Here is a 22,880-nt window from a genome sequence, read left to right on the forward strand (position 1 = left end):
CCTTGCTGCCTGTATTGCTACGCTGCCTGCCACACCGTATTCAGCGCTTCTCGGTCAGGAACTTGCCCTGCGGGCCGCCCGCGTTCTTCTGCCGGCGGGTATTACCGTCCAGGCCGCCTTCCACCGCCCATTCCGCGAACATGGTGGGACCCGGTTCGAAATCGCGCGGCTCCCATCCGGCGTCCAGCTGGTCCTCGTCCGCGTAGTACTCGATCAGGCCGCCGGCCGGATTCTTGAAGTACCAAAAGTAAGCCGAGGAAATCGGATGCCGGCCCGGGCCGAGCTGCGTGTCCCAGCCGCTGCGCGACACATGCAGGCCGCCGCCGAATACTTCATGGATATCGCGCACGGTGAAGGCCACGTGGTTCAGGCCGCTCTTGGCCTGCGGCAACTGCAGCAGGAACAGGTCGTGGTGGCCGCCGTCCGGCGCGCAGCGCAGGAAGGCGCCACGGCCGGGATAGTGGTCCGACGGCACGAAGCCCAGCTTCTCGGTGTAGAAGCGCTCGGTCGCCGCCACGTCCTTGACGAAGAACACCACGTGCCCCACCTCGATCGGCGTGGCACGCTCGTAGATCGGGCTGCGCTGGTTCAGGCGCGGCTTGTCGTTCCAGGTGTTCATCGTGGCGCATTCGACCTCGACGTCGCGCTTGCGGGTCAGCTGGAAGCGCACGGCCAGGCCGTTGGGATCGGTGCAGCCCACGCGCTCGCCTTGCTCGCCCTGCATACCGTGCTCTCCCGAGCTGACAAAGCCTGGCTCGGCGCGAATGGCATCCGAGATCTTGTCCAGCGCGGCCTGCGTGTCCACGCCCCACACCACTTCGCGCAGCGTCGGGCCGTCTTCCATCGCCACCGGCAGCGCGGGGTCGTCGGTGCGGCGCACCAGCACGCGGCAGCCGTTCAGCGTCTCGAAATCCAGCCCGCCCTCGTCCTCGCGCACCAGCGTGAGGCCCCAGTCGGCGAAGAAGCGCCGGCAGGCGTCCAGGTCGTCGGCACCGTAGACGATTTCGTCGATGCCCAGAATCGTGTTCATTACCCTCTCCTGCTGTGTCGCTTGTGCAGCGTCCAATTTCGTCGTGCTCACTTAGTTAGCCCACGGCAGCGGTTGTTCATGCATGCCCCAGTACACGCTCTTCTGCTCCATGTACTGCAGGATGCCCAGCCTCCCCTTCTCCCGGCCCAGGCCGCTGTCGCGCCAGCCGCCAAACGGCGTCGAGATCGAGAACTGCTTGTACGTATTGATCCACACGTTGCCCGCCTGCACCGCGCGCGCAAAGCGCCATGCACGCTTGTAGTCGCGCGTCCACACACCGGCCGCCAGCGCGTACACGCTGTCGTTGGCCTGCGCGATCAGGTCGTCCTCGTCGTCGAAGGCCATCGCCACCAGCACCGGCCCGAAGATTTCCTCCTGGCACACGCGGGCGCTGTTATCCAGCCCTTCGATGATGGTGGGCGTGTAGAAGTAGCCGTTCTCGCAGCCCGCCACCGCCGGGCGGATGCCACCCGTGCGCAACTGGCCGCCTTCGGATACGCCCAGCGCCACATACGATTCGATCGAGTCGCGGTGGCGGTCGCTGATCAGCGGCCCCATCTGGGTGCGCTCGTCGGCCGGATCGCCCACGCGCAGGCGCGCCGCGCCCTCGGCCAGGCGGTCCATGAAAGGCTCATACAAGGAACGTGCCACGAACAGGCGCGAGCCCGCGATGCACGATTCGCCCGAGGAACTGAAGATGCCGTACAGCACACCGTTGACGGCATGATCCAGGTCCGCGTCCTCGAACACCATCGTCGGCGACTTGCCGCCCAGTTCCAGCGACACCGGCATCATCTTGTCGGCGGCGATATGCGCGATATGGCGTCCCGTGGTGGTGCCGCCCGTGAATGACACGCGGCGCACCAGCGGGTGCTTGGTAATGGCGTCGCCGATCACCGAGCCCTTGCCGGGCAGCACGCTGATGAGGCCCTTGGGCACGCCGGCTTCTTCGCAGATGGCCGCCAGTTCGAGCGCCATCAGCGGCGTGATCTCGGCGGGCTTGATCACCACCGCGTTGCCGGCTGCCAGCGCCGGCGCCAGCTTCTGCGCCTCGCTGGCGATGGGCGAGTTCCACGGTGTGATCGCCGCCACCACGCCCATGGCTTCATGCACGCTCATGGTGAGAAAGTCACCACGCGCGGGCGTGAGCGTCTCCTCCAGCGTCTCGCAAGCCGCGGCGAAGAACTGGAAGGTGCCCGCGGCGCTGGCGACCAGCGCACGCGTCTCGCTGATGGGCTTGCCGTTGTCCAGGCGCTGGCGCTGGGCGAGGGGCTCGGCGCGCGCGCGGATCAGGTCGGCCACGCGATGCAGCACGGCTGCGCGCTCGTGCGGCTTGCGCTGGGCCCAGCCGCTGGTGAGGAACGCGCGATGCGCACCCTGCACGGCCTCTTCCACGTCGTCCAGGCTGGCCGCGTTCAGTTCCGCGACCACTTCGCCGGTGGCCGGGTAGCGCGTGGCGTAGCGCTCGCCGCCGCCCAGGCGCCACTGGCCTGCGATACAGATGGGGAGAATCTCTTGCTTCATGATGATTGCCTTGCTGCGCTGCTTAAATCGACATGGCGTGGGCACGGTTGCCCAGCGCACGCACCACGCTGAACACCGTCAGCGCCGAGGTCTTGGGATTGGCCGCCAGCGGCTTGCCGCGCATGGTCAGCTCGAAACCGCCGAAAGCGCCGCGCGCTTCCACATGGTGCACGTTCTCGTCCACGCCCGGATCGGCCAGCAGCCTCACCTGCGTGTGATCCAGCCCGAGCCCGGCCATCGACAGCGTGGCGGCCACATTGGCGTTCTTGGGATAGAGGCGCGCCGCTTCGCGGGCGGTGCCTTCGAAGATCACCGTGGCTTCGGTCAGCGCATCGAGATCGAACAGCGCTTCCGCCGGCGTATCCTTCCACGCGCCAGGCGGCTTGCGCCCGGTATAGACCACCGCATCGAGGCCGCCCACGCGCGCTGCCGCCAGCGCATCGATGGCGCCGATCGCGCCGGACAGCAGCTGCACCTGGGTGCCGCCGCGCCGTGCCGCCGCTTCCAGCCGTTCCGCCAGGCCCGGCGCCGACAGCGCGCCCACCGACACCACCATGCAGGCGATGCCGCGCTCCAGCGCCGGCACGATGTGCTCTTCCAGCGCATGGTGACCGGCGCATTCCACCAGCAGGTCGGGCCGTCCGTCGGCCTGGCTCAGGCTGGTGGCGACGCGCGCCCGCGGCGCCAGCGCGGAGACGGCGTGGCGGGCCTGGTCCATCTGGGCTTCCGGCACCACCACCACGTCGAACACGACATCCGGATCGCTCTTGAGCAGTTCGAGCACGCCGAGCCCGATCGCTCCGCACCCCACCATCGACACGTGCAGCATGTTGCGTCTCCCTCAGACAGTCACGGTGCTGTGTTCGGCCGCGCGCGCGGTCTTCTCGGCGTCGGCTTCCTTGTTGACCGGCGGGCCGGCGAATGCGGTCTTGAAGGTACCGATGGACAGCATGTCGATCTCCAGCAGGAACGGACCTTGTTCGGCGGTCGCCTCGTCCAGGGCGGCGCCGACATCCGCCAGGTTGCTGACGCGGCGATGGCGCAGCGCCAGCGATTGCGACAGTTGCGCGTAATCAGGCGTATGCAGGTCCACGTAGTGGCGGCGGCCGCCGTACTGCGCGTCCTGGATGTTCTTGATCACGCCGTAGCCTTTGTCGTTCATCAGCACGAAGACCACATCGGCGCGTTCCTGCACCGCGGTGGCGAGTTCGCCCAGGTTCAGGATGAAGCCGCCGTCGCCGGCCAGGCAGAAGGTCTTCTTGCCCGATGAAGTCACCGCCGCGCCCACTGCCGCGCCGATGCCCATCGCCAGGCCCTGGCCGATGCCGCCGCCCAGCGCATGCACGCCGGCGCGGGAGTCGAAGATGCGCAGCTGGCGGTTGCCCCAGGTGCTGTTGGAGACGGTAACGTCGCGCACCCAGTTGAAGTTGCGGCCTACCGCGCCCTGTAGCGCCTCCACCAGTGCCGAGTACGGGCCCAGGCCGTCGATCAGGCCGTTCATGGCGGCCTCATGCGCAGCGCGCAGGTCGGCGGCGAAATTCGGATCGACCTTCAGCTTGCCTTCCAGGCGGTCGGCCAGTCCGTCGAGCGCCAGCGCCGCATCGCCGCTGGCGAAGTAGTCGCTCTGGTAGCAGCGGCCTTCGGCGGAGGCATCGGCGTCCACGCGGAACAGCGGGCGCGGCAGCTTCAGTTCGTACTTCAGCGTTTCATTGCCGCGCAGGCGCGAGCCCACCACCAGCATGGCGTCGCAGCTTTGATAGAACTGTTCCACCGGCTTGTGCAGGTTGAAGGCGCCAAGCGAACGCGGATCGTCTTCCGCCACGATGCCGCGACCCTGCGTGCTCGTGACCACACCGAAGCCCAGCGCCAGCAGGCGCTTGACCTGCGCGCCGGCGTGGCGCGCGCCGCCGCCCAGCCACAGCAGCGGGCGCTTGGCCTGGGACAGGCGCTCGGCCAGTTCGTCCAGCGCATGGGCCGAGGGCACATGCGTGGGCACGGCCAGCGGGCGCAGGTCGGTCGGCATCGGGATCAGCGCGGCCTGGATGTCGATGGGGATTTCCACGCTGACGGGACCGCTCGGCGCGGTCAGCGCGGTCTGCACGGCGAGCTTGATCGTGCTGAGCGCGGTATCCGCGCTGCGGATGCGGAACGCGGCCTTCGAGATGGCCTTCAGCATGGTGAGCTGGTCCGGTGCTTCGTGGATGTAAGCCAGGCTCTGGTCCAAGTACGGCGTTTCGATCTGGCCGGTCAGGTGCAGCAGCGGCGTGCCGGCTGTGAGCGCTTCCACCATGGCGCCGGCAGCATTGCCGGCAGCGGTGCCGGTGCTGGTCAGGCACACACCCAGGCCACCCGTGGTGCGGGCACAGGCGTCGGCCATATTGGTGCCGCCCGCTTCGCCGCGCGCGGGGACGAAGCGGATCTTGCCGCGCTCGCCCATCGCGTCGAGGATGGGCATGTTGTGGATCGAGATGACGCCGAACGCAGCCTTGACGCCGCATTGTTCGAGGAAGGCGGCGATGGCGTAGCCCACCGTGACTTGTTGCTGTTCGTTACGCATGACGGGAAAGTCCTCCGGAAATATCGATGTGGCTGCCCGTGGTGTACGAAGACAACGGCGAGGCAAGGAACAGGATCGCGCGCGCAGCTTCCTGCGGCAGGCCAAGACGGCCAAGTTGAATATGCTTTTGCTGCGCCAGGCGCGCGGTCCACGCGGCCCAGTCGAGATCGCGCTCGGATTCCGGGCGCGCTTCGAAGCGCCGGCGCCACTGGCCCGACTCGACCAGGCCGAGCAGGATGCCGTTGACGCGGATGCCCTTGGGGGCGAATTCGGTTGCCAGCGAGCGCACCAGGTTATGCACGCCGGCACGCGCCGCGGACGTCGCCACCATATGCAGCTCCGGCTGCACGGCCAGCAGCGAGTTCACGCAGACGATGGCCGCGCTGTCCGAGCGCTCCAGCTGGGCAAGGAACGCGCGCGTGGCATGGATCACCGAGAAGAACTTGAGTTGCAGCTCTTCGAGCCATGCAGCGTCCTCGGTGTTCGCGAACGTGGAAACGCGGCCTTGCCCTGCGTTATTGACCAGCATGTCGGCCGGGCCGAGCGCGGCCTCGCTGGCGGCGGCAAAGGCGGCTACCTGCGCGGGATCCAGCACGTCGCAGGCGGCGGCGTACAGGCGGGCATCGGGGAAGCGTGCGCGCAGTTGGCTTTCCGCTTCGCGCAGCCGCGCTTCGTTGCGACCGCACAGCGCCACGGCGGCGCGCGCTTCCAGCAGTTGTTCGACGGTGGCCAGGCCGATGCCCGAGGATCCACCCGTGACGACGGCAACCTTGCCGTCGAGTTCAATCATGGACATCGTCCTCACTCCCGATACAGGTTGACCACCTTGCCGTGCTCACGCGGCCGGTAGTCCAGCAGGCGGGACAGCTCGCCCGCGGTGTCTCTGACTTTGTCTTCCATCATGTCCAGTTGCTCCGGATCGATGCGCGAGGCCGGGATGGTCACGCCCAGCGCCGCCACCACCTTGCAGGTACGATCCCGCACCGGTGCCGCGATGGTCGAGATGCTGGCCTCGAAGAACGCTTCCTGCAGCACCACGCCACGCTCGCGGTCGCGCTGCACCATCTCGAACAGTTCCTCGACCGTGGCCGGCGTGCTGGGCGAGAACGCTTCCAGGCGCGGCTCCGGATAGAGCTGGCGCAGCTCAGCCAGCGTCAGGTCTTCGAGCAGCACGCGTCCGAGCACGGTGGCGTGCGCCGGCAGGCGAGTCCCCACGGTGACGGAACTGCTGAACGGCGTGGGCGCCACCGACTTGGCCACGTAGACAATCGAGCGGCCGTCGCGCACCACCAGGTTGCACGGGTAACGGATGTCGTCGCGCAGGCGATCCAGCAGCGGGCGTCCCAACTCGGTGAGTTCCAGCGAAGCCAGGTACTCGAAGCCCAGGCGCAGCACCGCCATGCCGAGGCGGTAGTCGCGGCCGCCGTCGGTGCGTTCGACAAAACCCATCATCTCCAGCGTGGCCAGCAGCCGGAACACCGTGGAGCGGGGCACCTTGAGCCGGCGCGCCAGGTCGGCCGCCGACAAGGTACGGTCGCGGCGGCTGAACTCGGCCAGCAGGCGCAGGCCGCGTTCCAGTCCGGGCACGATGTACTTGTCCTGGCTGTCTTCCGGAAGGCGTTCTTGAGTCATGAGAGGTTCGTGTTCCACTGGGTCCGGCGCACGGCCGCGGTTGCTTTGGCGCGCCGGTTTTTCGCCTTTCAGCGCTTGACCTTGGTGAGCGGATGCTCGGGCGGGTACGTCGGCGTGATCGGCTTCTTGGCGCCGAGCATCACGCACATCAGCGCGTCTTCCTCGCCGATGTTGATTTCCTCGCGGTACACGCCGGGGGGCACCGAGACCAGGTCGCGGTCGGTCAGGATGGTTTCGTAACGCTCGCCGTCCTTTTCCAGGATCAGCTTGATCTTGCCGCGCATGACGAAGAAGACTTCTTCCACATCCGTGTGCAGGTGCGACGGGCCTTCGTGGCCGGCCGGGATGATCATGGTCGAGAAGGTGAAATTCTCGGACGGCACGGTATTGGTGTCGGTGGCCACGCCGGTGCCGCCGGTGCCGAGGTAACGCATCTGCGCACGGCGGTACTTGGGATCGTAGTCAGCCTGGAACTTGAGAGCGTCCCAGTCGTAGCGGCGGGTGGAGAAGCGCGCGACGCGGGTCTCCATCCACTGGTCGAAGGAAGCGCCGGACGGCTGCTCCCAGGAACGCTTGATGTTGTCTTGTTGGGAAAGATCGCTCATTTGGATTCCTTGTTGACTCAGTGCATGACGAAGCCGCCGTTGACGGCCAGCGTCTGGCCCGTCACGAAGCGGGACAGATCGGATAGTGCGAACAGCACGGCCCCGGAAACATCCTCGGGTAGCTGCTCGCGGGAAATCGCGCGTTGCTCGCGATACAGGTCGCGCCTCTTCTGGGGCACGTATTCCGTCGCCTCCGCCATGGTCAGCCCCGGTGCGATGGCATTGACAGTGACCTGGTCGTCGCCCAGCTCGCGCGCCAGCGAACGGGTCATGCCGATGATGGCGCTCTTGCTGGCCACGTAAGCCAGCAGGTTGGGCGCGCCCCACAGCGGCGTGTCCGACGCGAGGTTGACGATGGCGCCGCGGCGCGAGGCGCGCAGTGCCGGCAGGCAGGCCGTGGTCATCAACCAGGTGCCGCGCACGTTGATGTTCATCACGCGGTCCCAGGTGGCGATGTCGATGGCACTGGCGTCGCGGCCGCCGGAGTCGGTGACCGCGGCGTTGTTGACGAGCCCGTCCAGGCCGCCAAGCCCGGCCACGGCGGCGGCGGCGCAGGCCGTCACCGATTCGGGGTTGCCGAGGTCAAGCGCGAGCGGCAGCGCCGTCAGGCCACGGGCCTGCAACGCGGCGGCTTCCTCGTGCAAGCGATCGGCGAGGATGTCGGCCATCGCGACGGCGGCGCCGGCTTCGGCGATCGCGGTGGCAAAGGCCAGGCCCAGCCCGCGCGCCGCGCCGGTCACCAGCACGCGGCGGCCGGCCAGCAGCTTGTTGCGGTCGATCTCAGGCATGGCTCGCCACCCCGCCCACGGGCTTCAGCATGGCGACCGGCTCGTCGGCGACTTCCTGGTCGGCACGGCGGCGCAGCAGGCGGCGCACGCGCGTGATGCCCACATCATGCTGGTACAGCGTTTCATGTTCGCGCGCGTTCGGCGCCATCATCTCCAGCACCACGCGGTCCTGCTCCAGCACGTCCCAGTGCAAGCCTTCCAGGCGGTTGCGGTACAGGAAGCGCCAGACATCGCGCTCCCAGCCCTGCACGTGGCGGGTACGCCAGAAGAACACCATGCAGTGCTCCTCGTCGACCGGCGTGGCGATGCCGACGATGCCGAACGGGCCGCCGGGGCCCACCTTGGCGCGGTAGGGAATCGCCAGGCGCAGCCACAGGGTGCCGGTCTCGCCGAATTCCACCCAGTCGAAGTTCACGCCGCGCTGGCCGGTCTTCTCGAATACCAGGCCGGTATCGGTTTCGCGCACGGCCATCACGGCCTGCTTTTCACCCGAGGCCATCGAGTGCGACACCGCATGCAGGTAGGCGCCGTGCATCGGGTCCATGACGTTGTCGATGGCGTAGCGGTAGTTGCAGTCCCAGTGCGCCACGCACAGGAAGTTGCTGTGCTCGTCGCTCTCCAGTTCTTCCGGCAGGCGCAGCGCATCGGCACCGCCCTCGCCTTCCACCGGAGCGCGCTCGCCGAACCACAGGAAGATGGCGCCGGCCTTTTCCCGCACGGGGTAGCTGCGCACGCAGGTCTTGCCTTCGAGCGGGCAGTTGTCCACGGCCGGCACGCTCTTGACCTGGCCGTCGCCGCCGACTTCCACGCCGTGGTACCAGCAGGCCACGCGGTCGCCGAGGTTCCAGCCCATCGACAGGCGCGCGCCGCGGTGCGGGCAGCGGTCTTCCAGCGCGTGCACTTGGCCGGCGCCGTCGCGCCACAGCACGATGTCCTGGCCCAGGCGCGTAATGCCGATCGGTGCATGCGTGACCGCCCACGCGGCCGATACCGGATACCAGTAGTTATGCAGGCCGGCGTTCAGGCGCGCCTCAGCACGCGCTTGCTTGTTCGATTCCATTGTTTGCTCTCTTGCGGGTACCGGATCGGATCGCTATCTCGGAAGGGCATGCCTTGTTTCGCCGCCCGTCATGACGCAATCGCGTTGATGTTCTTGAACTGCCTCTTGGCTTCAGCCTCTCAGGCGCCCAGACGGCGCATTTCGGCGAGGAAGCGCTCTTCGGTCCAGGCCAGGCCATCCGCGCCCAGCAGGCCAGCGTCGTTGAACGCTCGCACGATGTCCGCCGGGCTCCTGGCACCGCCCTCGAATGCGGCCTCCAAGGCATCGCCGAGCGCGTCTTCATAAGCGGTGGGGGCGGCGGCGCGGGTCTGCCACACGATATTGGCCACCTTGCCGGGCTGCTCGATGTGGCCCTTGCCGGCGACATTGTTCGGCGCCGGACGCTCCCAGGGCGCCAGGTTCGGGTTGTATGCGAGGTTCTCCATTGCGCTGCTCCTTTGACCTTGTTGCCAGTCCGCTGATCTAGCGTTTTGTTCCACCTATAAAACGCTGATTTAAATATTGAACACAGACACCACTATAGGCAACGAAACTTTAAAAATAGAGTGGGGTTTACCCTGGAGATAAGCCGATGCCACTTGGGACTGGGCACGGGGCCGGGGACCGGCCGGAAGCACGCCGGAAGCGGGCTGGGAAAAACGGTGCGGAAGGGCGCGGCGCGGCTGCGCGCAGCCGTTTCCGCGCCCGGTGGACGTGTCAGGCGAGCGCGCTGCGAATCCAGCGGGCGACAGAGCCTGCCTGCTCCACATAGCAGGCATGACCGGCATCGGGCACCAGTTCGAACGGCAGGGCGAAGCTTTCCGCCAGCGCCGCGCATCCTGGCGGCGGCGTCACGATATCCAGTGCACCACAGCCGACCCGCGCACTGACGCCCGGGTCCCGGCGCGCAAGGTAGTCGCCGATATCGTCTCCGCACAGCATCGCCACGGCTTGCCGGTAGCCGTCCGGGTCCAGGCGGCGCATATTCCAGCGCACCCAGGCCTGCGCATCGGCGTCGGCCGCGGCGCTCAGCAGGCGGCCCGGACCACGCTCGGCCAGGCCCTCCACCCCGACTGCCGCAAGTGCGTCGAGCCGCTGGCGGGCCACCTCTTTTGCCTTTTCAGCCTTGCCGGGGCCGCCGTAGCCCTGGGCCGGGCTGAGCAGCAGCAGTTGTCCGGGAAGCTGCGCCGGGCCGGCTTGCGCCACGTAGGCGGCCGCCATCAACGCGCCGAGCGAATGGCCGACGATCACATCGGGCCGCACGTCCAGTGCGCGCAGCAGCCCCGCCAGGCTCCGGGCGTAGTCGGCTGCCGTGGGCGCAGCGGTTTGCAACGCTTGCGAATTGCCATAACCGGGTGCATCCCACGCAATCACACGGGCATCGGCCGCCAGCAGGCTCGCGCATGGCAACCAGGAAGCCGCGCCGGAACTGATGCCATGCAACAGCACCACGACCGGCCCGTGGCTTCCGCCGCGACGGTAAGCGATTTGCGCGCCGTCGCTGCCGGTAGCCACTCGCCGCTCCGTAAAGCCGGTGTCGAGCGCCCGCAGCAGCGCTGCCGCAGGCTGGATTGCCTGGGATGGGTCATTTTGTTCCATATATGAAACCGTAGTTTGCGAATAAAACCTAGGAAATATAGACCGCCTGCTGCCGGAAATTGATCAGGGTTAACCCCTCGCAAAAAAACTTCCGTAAACCGAGGCGCTGTCACGTTTTGGTGCAGGCGGACATGCCCCGGCACGCCGGCTATCGCCGGTCCCAGCGGCCGTGCGGTTCGTGGCGCGCGGCGGAGTCTTGCCCTACCGAACCATCGCACCGTTCTTGTGCACCGCTGTGCCGCGGATGCCGCTTATGCGGCGCTATCTCGTCGCGTCTCCACATCACTAGGGATTTCCCGCCCATGTTTTTCCGGAAACGAACGGCTATATTTTGCTCGTTGTTTCTTATGTAATCTGATGTTTCACATATAAAACAAAAAGCCGGAACGTGCACAACCAGAGATGCACCCATCCGGACCGGGTAATGGTCTGGCGAAGCATGGCGACGCCAACGAAACAATACGGTGGACAAGGAAGAGGAATCGATCAATGAAACTTGGACGGATTGCGCTGGCTGCGCTTGCAGCCACGGTACCCCTGCTGGCCTCGGCCCAATCGACGGTGACGCTGTACGGCGTGGTCGATACCGGCGTCGAGTACGTGAACAATATTGGCGCGGCAAAGGACAACGTGTTCCGCATGAACACCCTGACCGGGACGGTGCCGTCACGTTGGGGCATCCGCGGCACGGAGGACCTGGGCGGCGGCCTCAAGAGCCTGTTCGTGCTCGAATCCGGTTTCGCGCCTGACTCCGGCACATCCAACCAGGGCGGCCGGCTGTTCGGCAGGCAAGCCTTGGTGGGCCTCTCCGGCCCCTGGGGCCAGGTGGCCCTGGGCCGCCAGTACACCATGCTGTTCTGGGCCACATTGGACCCGGACATCCTCGGCCCCAACGTGTACGGCTCGGGCTCCCTCGACAGCTATCTGCCGAACGCGCGCGCCGACAACGCCGTTTCCTACAAGGGCACGTTTGGCGGTTTCACGCTGGGCGCCACCTACAGCTTTGGCCGCGATACGGTGAATGCGGGCCCGAGCCCGGCCGGCACCAATTGCGCAGGCGAAAACCCGGCCGACTCAAAGGCTTGCCGCGAATGGTCGGCATTGCTCCAATACGACAACAAGTGGTGGGGCGTGGCAGCGGCCTATGACTCGCTGCGCGGCGGACCCGGAGCATTCGGCGGCCTGTCCAGGAGCAACCAGTCGGACGACCGGCTCTCGCTCAACGGCTATGTGCTGCTGTCCAAGACCAAGATGGGCCTGGGCGTGATCCGCCGCGACAACGATGGCAGCCCGACGCCGCGCAGCGACCTCTGGTACGCCGGCCTGGCGTATGACATCACGCCCGCGTTCACGCTGGCCGGCCAGGTCTACTACCTCAAGTTTCACAACAGCGACAACAAAGCGATGCTGTACGCGCTGCGTGGTACCTACGCCTTCTCCAAGCGCACCTCCGTGTATGCCACGGCCGGCTTCATCGACAACGGCGGCCAGCTCGCCCAGTCGGTCAGCGGCGCCCAGACGGGCTCCAACCCCAAGCCCGGCGGCAACCAGCTGGGCACGATGATCGGCATCAAGCACACGTTCTAAAGCCCGCGCGCCGCCATGCGGCGCAAGCCGGATGGTACGAATCGTCCCATCCGGCGCGAAGTCTACCTAGAGGCGTCTCATCATGAAGTTTGCAACCCGCAACCTGTTTGCTGCCCTCGCAGCCACGGCCGCCGTGATGGCGGCAGCCACCGCCTGCGCGCAGGCCTATCCCAACAAACCCGTTACGCTGGTCGTGGCCTACCCCGCCGGCGGCGATACCGACGTGCTGGCTCGCCTGCTCGCGGAAAAGCTCTCAGCGCGCCTGCACCAGTCCGTCGTGGTCGAAAACCGCACCGGCGCGGCTGGCACGATCGGCAGCGCCTACGTCGCCAAGGCCGCGCCCGATGGCTATACCTTGCTGGTCGCGCCCAACACGGTCGCCATCGCGCCGCTGGTGCTCAAGAGCGGCACCGGGGCCGCCTACGACGTGCGCAACGATTTCACGCCCATTGCGCAGATCGGCATCCAGTCGCTCTTCGTGGTCGTCAACAAGAACTCCGGGATCACCAAGCTGCCCGATCTGGTCGCACGCGCCAAATCCGGCAGCCTGCAAACCTACGCCAGCCCGGGCAACGGTTCGCCCATGCACATTCTTGGCGAACTGTTCAACAAGGCGGCTGGCGTGAAGATCTCGCAGGTGCCGTATCGCGGCACGGCGCCGGCGGTGGTCGACGTGCTGGGCGGCCAGGTGCCGATGACCTACTCCACGCTCGGCGCGGTGGGCCAGTACATTACGGCCGGCAGCATCGTGCCGCTGGCCGTGGCCGACCTGAAGCGCTCGCCGTTCGCACCGAACGTGCCGACGCTGCTCGAACTGGGCTACAAGGATGTGGACGTCGGCGCCTGGCAGGCGCTGCTGGCGCCGAAGGGGCTTTCGCCGGAACTGGTGAAGACGCTGAACGCGCACGTCAACGACATCCTGAAGATGCCCGACGTGGTCGCGCGCATGGCCACCATCGCGGTTACGCCCGTTGGCGGCGAACCCGGCACGCTGGGCAAGCTGATCGCGTCCGATTCGACGCGCTATGCAAAGATCGTCAAGGAGTTCGGCATCCAGGCTGACTGACGCGAACAGGTGATGACGGCCCGCCCCTTCCGGCGGGCCGTTTTTCGTTGATTTTTCGCTGACACCGTGACTAGCGTTGCCCGAAGCTGGCATCGAAAAACAGATCCTTGTACTCGCGCGGCTGCGAACGCCAGTACTGCTTCGGCGCATGGACCTGCGCGCCAAGCCTGGCCGCGGCGTGCCACGGCCAGCGCGGATCGTAGAGCATGGCGCGCGCCAGCGAAACCGCATCCGCTTCCCCGTTGGCGATGATGGCTTCGGCCTGCTCGGGCTCGGTGATGAGCCCCACCGCGATGGTCGGCAAGCCGACCTCAGCCTTGACCCGCTGCGCATAGGGCACCTGGTAGCCGGGCCCCAGCTTGATGGCCTGCGCCGGCGAGACGCCGCCGGTAGTCACGTGGATCGCCGCGCAGCCACGCGCCTTGAGCGCCTTCGACAGCGCCACCGTGCCTTCGATATCCCATCCGCCAGGCACCCAGTCGGTGGCCGAGATGCGCGCCCACACCGGCTTGTCGGCGGGAAATGCCGCACGCACCGCGTCGAACACCTCGATGGGGAAACGCATGCGGTTCTCCAGGCTGCCGCCATACTCGTCCTCGCGCTTGTTAGCCAGCGGCGACAGAAACTGATGCAGCAGGTAGCCATGCGCGAAATGCAGTTCGATGCCGTCGAGCCCGAGACGCGCCGCGCGAACGGCGGCGGCGACGAAATCGTCGCGCACCTTGTCCATGCCTGCGCGATCCAGGGCCAGCGGCGCATCCTCGCCCTCCGCGTGCGGCACAGCGGATGGCGCCACCGTCTTCCAGCCCAGCGGCTGTTCGGGCCGTATCTGGCTGCCGCCGTCCCAGGGGGCATGGCTGGATGCCTTGCGCCCCGCATGGGCAAGCTGTATCGCAAGCGCAATCGGCGCGTGTGCCCTGGCTGCGCCGATCACTTTGCCAAGGGCCGCCTCATTCGCATCCGAATAGAGGCCAAGATCCCCCGGCGTGATGCGCCCTTCCGGCGACACGGCAGATGCCTCGATGATCATCATTCCGGCGCCGGACAGCGCAAGCTGGCCGAGATGAATCATGTGCCAGTCGCCGGCCGAGCCCTCCTCGGCGGAGTACTGGCACATTGGCGCAATCACGATGCGGTTTTCCAACCGCAGATTGCCAATGGATAAGGGTTGGAATAACCGGCTTTGACTCATGGGAACGACTCCTTGCTGTTTCCTGGCACTTGTCTGTGGCGTTTGTCTGTGGCGTGCGTGGCGCCCGTCCATTCTAGGACGCCTTCCTGTTTTCATCAGGACGCGGCAACTGGCTGCGGCTTGCGCCCCGTGAGGATGTCGGCGGTCAGCGCCAGGGCCAGCGCCACCGCGCCGCACAGGAAGATCAGCGCATAGTTGTTGTGCGAAAGCGTGAACAGGTAGGAGTAGCCGTAGCCGGCGAGGGCCTGGAACAAGGCAAAGGCCGTGGTGGCGCGGCTCCACGCTGCGCGCTGCTCAAGATGGTCGTGCGGCACCATTTCCTGGATACGCCCGAGCACCAGCGGCACGATGCCGGGCGTGAAAATGCCCAGGGCCACGGTGGCGACGCCAATGAGAATCGGGTTGCCGGACAAGGCAAGCGTGGCTACGGCAATCGCCTGCAACAGCAACGCGATGCGATAAGCCGCGCCAAAGCCGATGCGATCGGCCACATTGCCGCTCAGGACAGGTCCCGCGATGGCCGCGACACCGTACAAGACCCAGTACCCGGCACCGGTCTCCGCACCCCGGCCCAGCCCGCGCGCCACATAATCCACCAGCAGCACCATGGCGGGCACAAGCCCGAGCGCGTTCGCGGCGTACTGGGCGTACAACACGCGCAACGCCGTGTTCCCACGCCCGACCGGCTGCCTACCGGCAGCCGGTGCCGGCGCCGCGGGGGCCGAGCCCGGCCAGCCAAACCAGCTCACGGCGGTCAGGATGGCCGCGAACACGCCGAGACCGATCCAAGTGTCCTTCAGACCCAGCTGTAACAACCTGGGAATGATGGTGCCCGAGGCCGCAATGCCGAGTCCGAGCCCCAGGAAGATCATGCCGCTGGCAAAGCCGCGCCGGGCGGGTGGGATATGCGGCAGGATCGTGGTCGCCACCAGCACCATGATGGCGCCGCCCGAAACGCCGGACGCGAAGCGCCAGGCAAAGAACCAGCTCACCGAGAACGGGTACGCGCAGGCAAAGAAGGCGGCCGTTGCGATCAGCATCAACAGCCGCAACGCATGGCGGTTGGATAGCGCATTGGCAATGGGACGACCCAGCAGCGCCCCGGCCAGGTAGCCGGCGAAATTCGCCGCGCCGAGCGTCACCGCCTGCGACGACGTGAACCAATGCGCCTGGATCAGCGGCGGAATCAGCGGCGTGTAGGCGAAGCGCGCGAGGCCGATGGCTACCAGGCTGCCGCACAACCCGGCGAGGGTGGCGAACAGTGCGCGGGCATCGAGTGTCGACGCCATAGAGCTTGGGATCGTGACTGTGTTTTCAGACATGATGCATTCCTGCGGATTCGATATGTGGTTCGCTGTGCCGGCGTGCGGCTCATGCCGTGCTGGCCGCGACGGGCAGCGGCGGCAGGCCGAGCAGGCTCAGCGCCGGACTGACGGCGCCGGTGAGCAGCGCGCGTTCCGGCCTGACCCGGGCGAGCACTCGCACCCCCAGCAGGACCGCCAGCAGGTGCGCGCCCGCGTCCGCTGCCGGGAGGACCGTCGGCACCTCGCCGCTTGCCTGCCCCGCCTCCATGCAGCGCTGGAAGAAAGCCTGGATCTGGGCAAGTTCGCCGGCGATGCCCTGGCGGCATGCGGCGTCGCCGGGCGTCGACTCCACCGCGGCATTGACCAGCATGCAGCCGCGGTGCCGCGCGTCCGCAACGGAACGATCGACGATCTCGCCGAAAAAGGACGCGATGGCATGGCCGGGCGTTTGCGACGATTCCAGCCGCGCAATCCGCTCGTGCAGCGTGCGCTCCAGGTAGTGCTCCAACGCGCGCAGGAACAGCCCGCGCTTGTCACCAAAGGCGTTGTAGAGGCTGGGCTGCGTCAAACCCGTGCACTTGACGAGATCGCGCGTGGAGGTGGCTTCGAAACCGTTCGCCCAGAAGGCATCTCCGGCTGCTTCCAGCACCTGTTGTTCGTCGAATTCGCGGGGTCGTGCCATGGTTGCTGCTCCGGCTTGGCTGACTAAGGTGGATCTGGATGGATACGTTTTGTATCGCACGATACAAAAGCGATTATATATCGGACGATATAGAACGCAAGGTGAATGCGAATGACCGTTAGAGGACCAGGGGAACGTTCATCAAATGATCAAGATGGAATGCGGCCAGATAGCGGTATCGGCACATGTGCGAAGCCGTGGCAGGCTATTGCGTCGTGAAAGCCACCCGGACGGGCATAGGATGTCGAGACAGACAGCGAACCGCCGCTGCGCGCGCAGCGCCGCAGCTACAGCCATCGTGGGATCTACGTGGACAACGGGAAGGTGATGCCAGGAATGCCTGGAACACCAATTGAACGCGCTTCGGCTGATGGGCGGCTAGATGAAGTTTTAGCGGCAGCGCCGGTGCGACGGCAAGCCATCGCCCAGGCGGGGTACCCGCCCGGCACATCCGGCGTCCGGCGCGCGGGGCGGGCAAGCGATCAACGCGTGACGTGTTGAAGCGCCCGCGGCGGCTGGCTGATCACCCCAGTCCGCAACGCGGGCAGCCGCGGATCGGGCACCGGTTCAGCCCAGGCTGGCGGCCGCCACTTGTGGCCTGGCCTGACCGCCGGTGACCCGGTCGATCGCGGCAAGCACCTCATCAACTTCGGGCACCACGCCGCGGGCGCCCACGGAGACAGACTGGCCCGGCGTGTCGATCCCGAAATGCTGGCTGTCGGTCACCGTGAACAGCATCACCGACGGCTTGCCCAGCGCATCGGCCAGGTGGACGAAGCCGGTGTCGGTGCCGACCACCAGCGCGGCGGCATCCACCCGCTGCGCGCATTCGGTAATGGTCATGCGCGGCAACACCTCGGCGCCGGGAATCTCGGCAGCCAGCGCCTCCGATTGCTCGCGCTCGGCGGGCGAGCCCCAGGGCAACTGAATCTTGTAGCCCCGACCAGCCAGCGTCCTGCCGACCGAGATCCACCGCTGCGAGGGCCATTTCTTGGCCTCGACCGAGGTAGCGTGGAACAGCATGGCGCGTGGCACGCCGTCGGCATTGAGCGGTGCGGCGGGCGCAGGCACGCGCAGTGCGTAATGCTCGACGGGATCCAGTGCGTAGCCGAGCGCGTTGGCGACCACCATGCGCATCTTGTGGCGCGCGGTGGCGTCTCCGTGCGGCCCGAAGATCTGCGTATAGGCGAACACGGCACGCGCCTCGCCCAGATACTCGGCGGCGTAGCCCAGACGCCGGCTCGAGCGCGCCAGCCAGGCCACGATGGCGCTTTTATACACGCCGTGCACATCCACCACCACATCGTACTTTTCGCGACGCAATGCCCACAGTGCGCCAAAGATGGCACGCAGGTCAGCCCAGCTACGGGACTTCTTGAAGCCGCGCAGCGGCGGCGCGATCACGCGGTCGACGCCCACGGCCCAGCGGGGAATATCGGCGCAGGAAGCATCGGCCACCCAGTCGATCTTGGCCTCGGGATAAGCGCGGCGCAGGTCGGACACCAACGGCAAGGTGTGCACCATATCGCCAAGCGAGGTGATCTTGATGAGGAGGATGCGTTTCATGGATAAGGCGGGGATCGGGTTGCGGACAGGCTTCGCCGGCTTGCGGCGAGGCCGTAGTATGCACCAGGGCCATAGCCCGCGCACGCATTACCCGATGTGCACCCGCCTGTAATGGGGTCTGCGCGGCACTCGCCACGCGCCCGCGCCATGCCATCTTTTCCTTCGACTTCCGCTAACGCGCAGCCCGCCCCACCGCTCAACGCCAGGCAGCGGCGCTGGCCACGACCGTGGCAAAGCGGTCATGCAGCGCGGCCAGCGAGCCACGGTGGATTTCCGCCGCCGCGAGGGGCGCTCCGCCCAGCGGGTCCGGCAGGTCCCGCGTGGCGCAGGCCGAGGCCACCACGGTGCTGCGATAACCATGATCGAGTGCGGACCGCACCGTTGCGCTCACGCACATATGGGTCTGGAACCCCGCCACGATCAGCTCCTTGCGGCCAAGTTTTTCCAGCAACACCGCCAGGGTCGTACCGGCAAAACTATTTGGCAGGCCCTTGACCACGGTATGTTCACCGGCCTGCGGCTCCAGCCCCGCGACGATGGCCGCGTAGGGTCCTTCCGGATCGAAGGCGCCGCCGCCGGCCCGGCCGTGATGCACCACGTGCACCACCGGGCTGCCGTGGCGGCGCGCCAGCGCCAGCAGTTCGCCGCACGCCGCGATGGCCGCCGGCATGCCTGTCAGCGGCAGCTTGCCGTCCACGTATTCGCGCTGGTGGTCGATCAAGACCAGGGTGGCTGCCTCCCAGGCCGAAGGAGCGCGGCTGGCGCCGGCGAGGTCGAGCAAGGTGAAGGGTGCGGCCATCGTGATTCCTTTCGAAGTCGGTATGTGAGCCGGTACTGAACGGGTATGGATCGGGTACAGGCAGGCGCCACGGTGGCGGCAGCCATGCAAGCGATGATAAGCCGCGCTATCCTGTTCGCCAATTCTCAATTGCCTCACAACCATTGTGCAAAAACGCTCACTGCACTGGGATGACCTGCTGACCCTGTCCACGCTGATCCGGACTGGAAATTATTCGGCCTGCGCCCGCGAACTGGAGGTCACGCACGCCACCGCCAGCCGCCGCATCCGCCGGCTGGAAACCGCGCTCGGCAAGCCCGTGGCGACGCGCACCGATGGCGCCTTCGCGCTGTCCGCCGCCGGCCGCGCGGCACTGGCCGCGGCGCAGCAGATGGAGAACTCGGCCGAACGCCTGCTACGCGAAGTGGAGGACGCCGGCGGCGGCGTTTCCGGCGTAGTCGGCATTGCCTGCACCGCGACGCTCGGCAGCCACTTCCTGACGCCGCGCATGTTCGCGCTCTATCGGGCGCACCCGCAACTGGAAGTCCGGCTGGAAACGGACAATCGTATCGCCAGCCTGGCCCGGCGCCGCGCCCACATCGCGGTGCGTCTGGCGCGGCCGCAGGAAAGCGACGTGATCGCGCAGCGCGCCGGCAGCATGAGCTTCGGCCTCTATGCCCCGGCACGGCCAGCCGGTGCCGGCGCCTGGAGCGAGCAGGATCTCGCTGCCGCGCCGCTGTGCGGCCTGCTGGACGAAGGCCTGGCCCTGCCGGAAGCCGAATGGACGCGGGCGCTGGCAGCGCGCAAGGGTTTCCAGTCGAACAATCTGCTGGCGGTGCATGAGGCAATCCGCACCGGCCTAGGTATCGGCCTGCTGCCGCATTATCTGGCGCGCGACGATGCGCGGCTCACGATGGTGCGCGAGGTGCCGGAGGTGGTGCGGGAGATCTGGCTGGCCTATCCGCAGGAATTTCGCGGCGCTTCACGGTTCCGGCCGGTCATCGACTGGCTGGCCGGGGAGTTGCGGCAATGTCCTTGAACCTTGCAACCTGGACGCTGGCCGATGCCGCCCGTGGCGGCGGAATCCGTTGAAAGCGCGGGGGCAGGCAGTATAGTTGGCTAATGCACGCCGGCACGCGCCGTGGCGCGGGTAGCGCGCTCATTGCGATTATTGGCCAGCCGGCCTGCCGCCCCCGGCAAGCCGGCCGCACCGGGAGCACCACCATGGACCGGGACTCACCGGCAAAGCTGGATGCAGGCGCGCTCGGGCTGGGCGAATCCGTGGTGATGGGCGTGGCGGGCACGGCACCCGCCTTCAGCCTGGCGGCAACCACGGCCACCCTGGTCGCCACGGTGGGGGTCCTGGCGCCGGCCAGCTTGCTGTACTGCGGGCTGATCATGTTCGGCGTGACGCTGTCCTACCAGCAACTGAACAAGCTGCATCCCAACGCTGGCGCCTGCTATACCTGGGTGTCCGAGATCTTTCATCCCGTGCTGGGTTTCTTCGCGGGCTGGACGCTGCTGGTGGCCTCGGCGGTATTCATGGTGTCGGGCACCATTCCCGCCGCGACCGCCACCTTGCTGCTGTTCGATCCGGCGCTGTCCGAACGTCCGCCCGTGGTCACGCTGGTCGCAGCGGGCTGGCTGCTGGCGGTAAGCGCCGTCGTGATCAAGGGCATCAAGCTGACCAGCTATACCCAGGTGGCGATGACGCTGGCCGAGGTGGGTGTGCTGGCGGCAATCGTGCTCGCAGCCCTGCTGCGGGCGCCGTTGCCGCTTGCGCATCCGATCTCGCTGTCATGGTTATCGCCAACCGGCTTTACGCCGCAACTGTTTGCCAACGGCGCGCTGGTGGCGCTGTTCTTCTTCTGGGGCTGGGACGTGACGGCCAACCTGACAGAGGAAACACGCGATCCCGAACACGCGCCCGGACACGGGGCCGTGCTTTCCATGCTCATCGTCCTTGCGCTGTTCCTGGCCTTCGTCGTCGCCAGCCTGGCGGTGCTGAGCGACGAGGAGATTCGCCGTGCCGGCACCAATACCGTGTTCGCCCTCGCCGCCCGGCTCTTGCCGCGCCCGTGGGACTACCTGGCCGTACTGGCCGTCATGCTCAGCACCGTGGGTACGCTGGAAACCTCGATCCTGCAGTTCACCCGCACCCTTTACGCCAAAGGCCGCGATGGCTTGCTGCACCCGCGCTATGCCGCATTGCATCGCACCTGGCGCACGCCGTGGGTGGCGACAACCGCGATTGCATCGTTCGGCTTGCTGTTGCTGGCCCTGTCCGCGGGCTTCAGCAGCGTGGGCCAGATCATCCAGGACTCGGTCAACGCCATCGGTTTCCAGGTGGCGTTCTATTACGGACTGGCAGGATTCGCCTGCGCCTGGCACTCCCTGCACCATGCCGCACGCACGCCGGCCAGGCTGTTGTTGCGGGTGCTCTGGCCGGCCGGCAGCGCAGCGTTCCTGTGGTTTATCGCGCTTTACAGCATCCCGAGTTTCGACCTGGCCACGCGCGTGGTTGCCCTGGGCGGCATCGCCGCCGGTGCCGTGCCGCTCTGGCTGAACCGGCGGCGCCAACTGACCGCTTAGGCGGCAACGGACGCCATCAGCAGATCCGACGCGGCTTCGATACGCTGGGGGGCGCCGAACAGGCGCGCCACCACCAGCCCGTTCTGCAGGGCGCCGAAGACCGCTTGCGCCATCGACTGAGGAGGCAATGGCATGGCATGGCTCTGCGTAGCCCGCCCGTTCCGCGGCACGCTTTCGAGCAAGCGGGTGAGCCAGCTTTCATTCAGCCGATAGAAATCCTTGAGGATGCGATGCACCGCCTCGGGCAGCAGCAAGGTTTCCGTGGAAAGCATGCCGACCAGGCAGATCGCGTCACCGCCCGCCGTAGCTTGCCAGGGCCTCAGATACGCGCGAGCCTGTTCGGCCACGGGCAGGCTGGTGTCGATGTCGCGCACATACCCGGAGATGCGCGCGCTGTATTCCGTCACCGCCGCCGTCAGCAGGTCCTCCTTGGAGGGGAAGTAGTAATGGATGCTGGAGGTCTTGACCCCCACCTTCTCGGCGAGGTCCCGATAGCTGAAGCCATTGAAGCCCCGCTGCCGCACCAGCACCAGGGTGTGCTCAAGCAGTTGTTCGCGTACGGATTGGGTGGTCATATGGCATACATCCACCTTTCGGCGGACCCTCGGGAAGCGTTGGCGGTGCCCTGGCCGGAGGTTGTTCCCGGTATCAATGGCAAAAAGCCGGTGCTACCGGCTCTTTGCATGCACCACCAGACTCATTGGCTGACAGGTTGATTCACTTCACGGCATCGCGTTCAGGCGTTGGCGCCTTCGGTGAATACATCGAACTTGCCGGTACGGGCGCCATCCGTGTAGGCATCGACGCTACGGGCCGGGGAAGCCGACACGCCGGTACGGTCCAGGCCAGCGACGATGCGGGCGCCGTCGGTGTACGGGTCGGCCTTGCCGACACGGGCACCTTCGGTGAACGGGTCGAACTTGCCGCTACGGGCGCCATCGGTATAGGTATCCACGCTGCGGGCCGGGGAAGCCGACACGCCGGTACGGTCCAGGCCGGCGACGATACGGGCGCCGTCGGTGAACGGATCAGCCTTGCCGACGCGGGCACCTTCGGTGAACGGGTCGAACTTGCCGCTGCGGGCGCCATCGGTATAGGCATCCACGCTGCGGGCCGGGGAAGCCGACACACCGGTGCGGTCCAGGCCGGCGACGATACGGGCGCCGTCGGTGTACGGGTCAGCCTTGCCTACGCGGGCGCCGTCGGTGAACGGGTCGGCCTTGCCGCTACGCGCGCCGTCGGTGAACGCGTCGGGCGTGGCGCTGCGGAACACATAGCCGTACTTGTCGCCGGCGAAGCTGCTGTCCTTCGGGCCCGAGGCCTGCGCGGTGCCGGCAAC

22 protein-coding genes are annotated in these 22,880 nt (G+C 66.9%); 4 read left to right on the plus strand and 18 right to left on the minus strand.

Going from position 1 to position 22,880, the window contains the following annotated elements; all coding sequences use genetic code 11:
• Positions 1-40: 40 nt before the first annotated feature.
• The 11 genes from AC1DS6_RS27210 to AC1DS6_RS27260 all read right to left on the minus strand — a co-directional run bounded on the left by AC1DS6_RS27210 (position 41) and on the right by AC1DS6_RS27260 (position 10,774).
• A complete protein-coding gene (locus tag AC1DS6_RS27210) occupies positions 41-1,030 on the minus strand; it encodes a VOC family protein (protein ID WP_477103532.1) in 990 nt (329 codons plus the stop codon).
• A 51-nt stretch (positions 1,031-1,081) separates the two neighbouring features.
• Positions 1,082-2,554, minus strand: coding sequence for an aldehyde dehydrogenase (locus AC1DS6_RS27215; RefSeq protein ID WP_441627499.1), 1,473 nt, complete (start codon positions 2,552-2,554; stop codon positions 1,082-1,084).
• Positions 2,555-2,576: 22 nt separating this feature from the next.
• Positions 2,577-3,383, minus strand: a complete 807-nt coding sequence (locus tag AC1DS6_RS27220; RefSeq protein WP_441627501.1) for an aspartate dehydrogenase — start codon at positions 3,381-3,383, stop codon at positions 2,577-2,579.
• A 12-nt stretch (positions 3,384-3,395) separates the two neighbouring features.
• On the minus strand, positions 3,396-5,111 hold the full coding sequence (locus AC1DS6_RS27225; RefSeq protein WP_477103533.1) for a thiamine pyrophosphate-binding protein: 1,716 nt from the start codon (positions 5,109-5,111) through the stop codon (positions 3,396-3,398).
• Complete coding sequence (locus tag AC1DS6_RS27230) at positions 5,104-5,907, minus strand: SDR family oxidoreductase (protein ID WP_477103534.1); 804 nt, start codon at positions 5,905-5,907, stop codon at positions 5,104-5,106. Before AC1DS6_RS27230 ends, AC1DS6_RS27225 begins: the two co-directional genes overlap by 8 nt.
• A gap of 5 nt (positions 5,908-5,912) precedes the next feature.
• Positions 5,913-6,743, minus strand: coding sequence for an IclR family transcriptional regulator (locus tag AC1DS6_RS27235; protein WP_441627505.1), 831 nt, complete (start codon positions 6,741-6,743; stop codon positions 5,913-5,915).
• Positions 6,744-6,811: 68 nt separating this feature from the next.
• A complete protein-coding gene (locus AC1DS6_RS27240; RefSeq protein WP_035860623.1) occupies positions 6,812-7,348 on the minus strand; it encodes a cupin domain-containing protein in 537 nt (178 codons plus the stop codon).
• Positions 7,349-7,365: 17 nt separating this feature from the next.
• A complete protein-coding gene (locus AC1DS6_RS27245; RefSeq protein WP_477103535.1) occupies positions 7,366-8,136 on the minus strand; it encodes an SDR family oxidoreductase in 771 nt (256 codons plus the stop codon).
• A complete protein-coding gene (locus tag AC1DS6_RS27250; RefSeq protein WP_441627510.1) occupies positions 8,129-9,196 on the minus strand; it encodes a Rieske 2Fe-2S domain-containing protein in 1,068 nt (355 codons plus the stop codon). The genes AC1DS6_RS27245 and AC1DS6_RS27250 overlap by 8 nt, the downstream gene beginning before the upstream one ends.
• A 119-nt stretch (positions 9,197-9,315) precedes the next feature.
• Positions 9,316-9,621: a recombinase-like helix-turn-helix domain-containing protein gene (locus AC1DS6_RS27255; RefSeq protein ID WP_441627512.1), complete on the minus strand. Its 306-nt coding sequence runs from the start codon at positions 9,619-9,621 to the stop codon at positions 9,316-9,318.
• Positions 9,622-9,892: 271 nt separating this feature from the next.
• Positions 9,893-10,774, minus strand: a complete 882-nt coding sequence (locus AC1DS6_RS27260; protein ID WP_477103536.1) for an alpha/beta fold hydrolase — start codon at positions 10,772-10,774, stop codon at positions 9,893-9,895.
• 489 nt (positions 10,775-11,263) lie between these two features.
• On the opposite strand from AC1DS6_RS27260, the gene AC1DS6_RS27265 reads away from it, so the two are divergent.
• Both AC1DS6_RS27265 and AC1DS6_RS27270 read left to right on the plus strand, forming a co-directional pair.
• A complete protein-coding gene (locus AC1DS6_RS27265; RefSeq protein WP_441627516.1) occupies positions 11,264-12,361 on the plus strand; it encodes a porin in 1,098 nt (365 codons plus the stop codon).
• Between the two features lie 82 nt (positions 12,362-12,443).
• Positions 12,444-13,427, plus strand: a complete 984-nt coding sequence (locus AC1DS6_RS27270) for a Bug family tripartite tricarboxylate transporter substrate binding protein (RefSeq protein WP_477103537.1) — start codon at positions 12,444-12,446, stop codon at positions 13,425-13,427.
• Between the two features lie 70 nt (positions 13,428-13,497).
• Here AC1DS6_RS27270 and AC1DS6_RS27275 read toward each other — a convergent pair whose 3' ends face one another.
• The 5 genes from AC1DS6_RS27275 to AC1DS6_RS27295 all read right to left on the minus strand — a co-directional run bounded on the left by AC1DS6_RS27275 (position 13,498) and on the right by AC1DS6_RS27295 (position 18,970).
• A complete protein-coding gene (locus AC1DS6_RS27275) occupies positions 13,498-14,619 on the minus strand; it encodes an NADH:flavin oxidoreductase/NADH oxidase (protein ID WP_441627520.1) in 1,122 nt (373 codons plus the stop codon).
• Between the two features lie 95 nt (positions 14,620-14,714).
• Positions 14,715-15,941, minus strand: coding sequence for a YbfB/YjiJ family MFS transporter (locus AC1DS6_RS27280; RefSeq protein WP_477103538.1), 1,227 nt, complete (start codon positions 15,939-15,941; stop codon positions 14,715-14,717).
• Positions 15,942-15,990: 49 nt separating this feature from the next.
• Positions 15,991-16,605 carry a TetR/AcrR family transcriptional regulator gene (locus AC1DS6_RS27285; protein WP_441627524.1) on the minus strand — a complete coding sequence of 205 codons (615 nt, stop codon included), beginning with the start codon at positions 16,603-16,605 and terminating at the stop codon, positions 15,991-15,993.
• Between the two features lie 567 nt (positions 16,606-17,172).
• Positions 17,173-18,171, minus strand: coding sequence for a lipopolysaccharide heptosyltransferase I (waaC, locus tag AC1DS6_RS27290; protein ID WP_441627526.1), 999 nt, complete (start codon positions 18,169-18,171; stop codon positions 17,173-17,175).
• 196 nt (positions 18,172-18,367) lie between these two features.
• Positions 18,368-18,970 carry a cysteine hydrolase family protein gene (locus tag AC1DS6_RS27295; RefSeq protein ID WP_441627528.1) on the minus strand — a complete coding sequence of 201 codons (603 nt, stop codon included), beginning with the start codon at positions 18,968-18,970 and terminating at the stop codon, positions 18,368-18,370.
• 145 nt (positions 18,971-19,115) lie between these two features.
• On the opposite strand from AC1DS6_RS27295, the gene AC1DS6_RS27300 reads away from it, so the two are divergent.
• Both AC1DS6_RS27300 and AC1DS6_RS27305 read left to right on the plus strand, forming a co-directional pair.
• Entirely contained in the window at positions 19,116-19,988 is an 873-nt protein-coding gene (locus tag AC1DS6_RS27300; RefSeq protein WP_477103539.1) for a LysR family transcriptional regulator, read from the plus strand.
• Positions 19,989-20,173: 185 nt separating this feature from the next.
• Positions 20,174-21,541 (plus strand): APC family permease, encoded by a 1,368-nt coding sequence (locus AC1DS6_RS27305; protein WP_477103540.1) that lies wholly within the window; start codon positions 20,174-20,176, stop codon positions 21,539-21,541.
• Here AC1DS6_RS27305 and AC1DS6_RS27310 read toward each other — a convergent pair.
• A complete protein-coding gene (locus AC1DS6_RS27310; protein ID WP_441627534.1) occupies positions 21,538-22,116 on the minus strand; it encodes a TetR/AcrR family transcriptional regulator in 579 nt (192 codons plus the stop codon). The genes AC1DS6_RS27305 and AC1DS6_RS27310 overlap by 4 nt on opposite strands.
• Positions 22,117-22,277: 161 nt before the next feature.
• Positions 22,278-22,880: copper resistance protein CopQ (locus AC1DS6_RS27315; protein WP_477103541.1), on the minus strand; the 603-nt coding region annotated here is incomplete at its 5' end.

The organism is Cupriavidus sp. 05L310 (assembly GCF_056398185.1).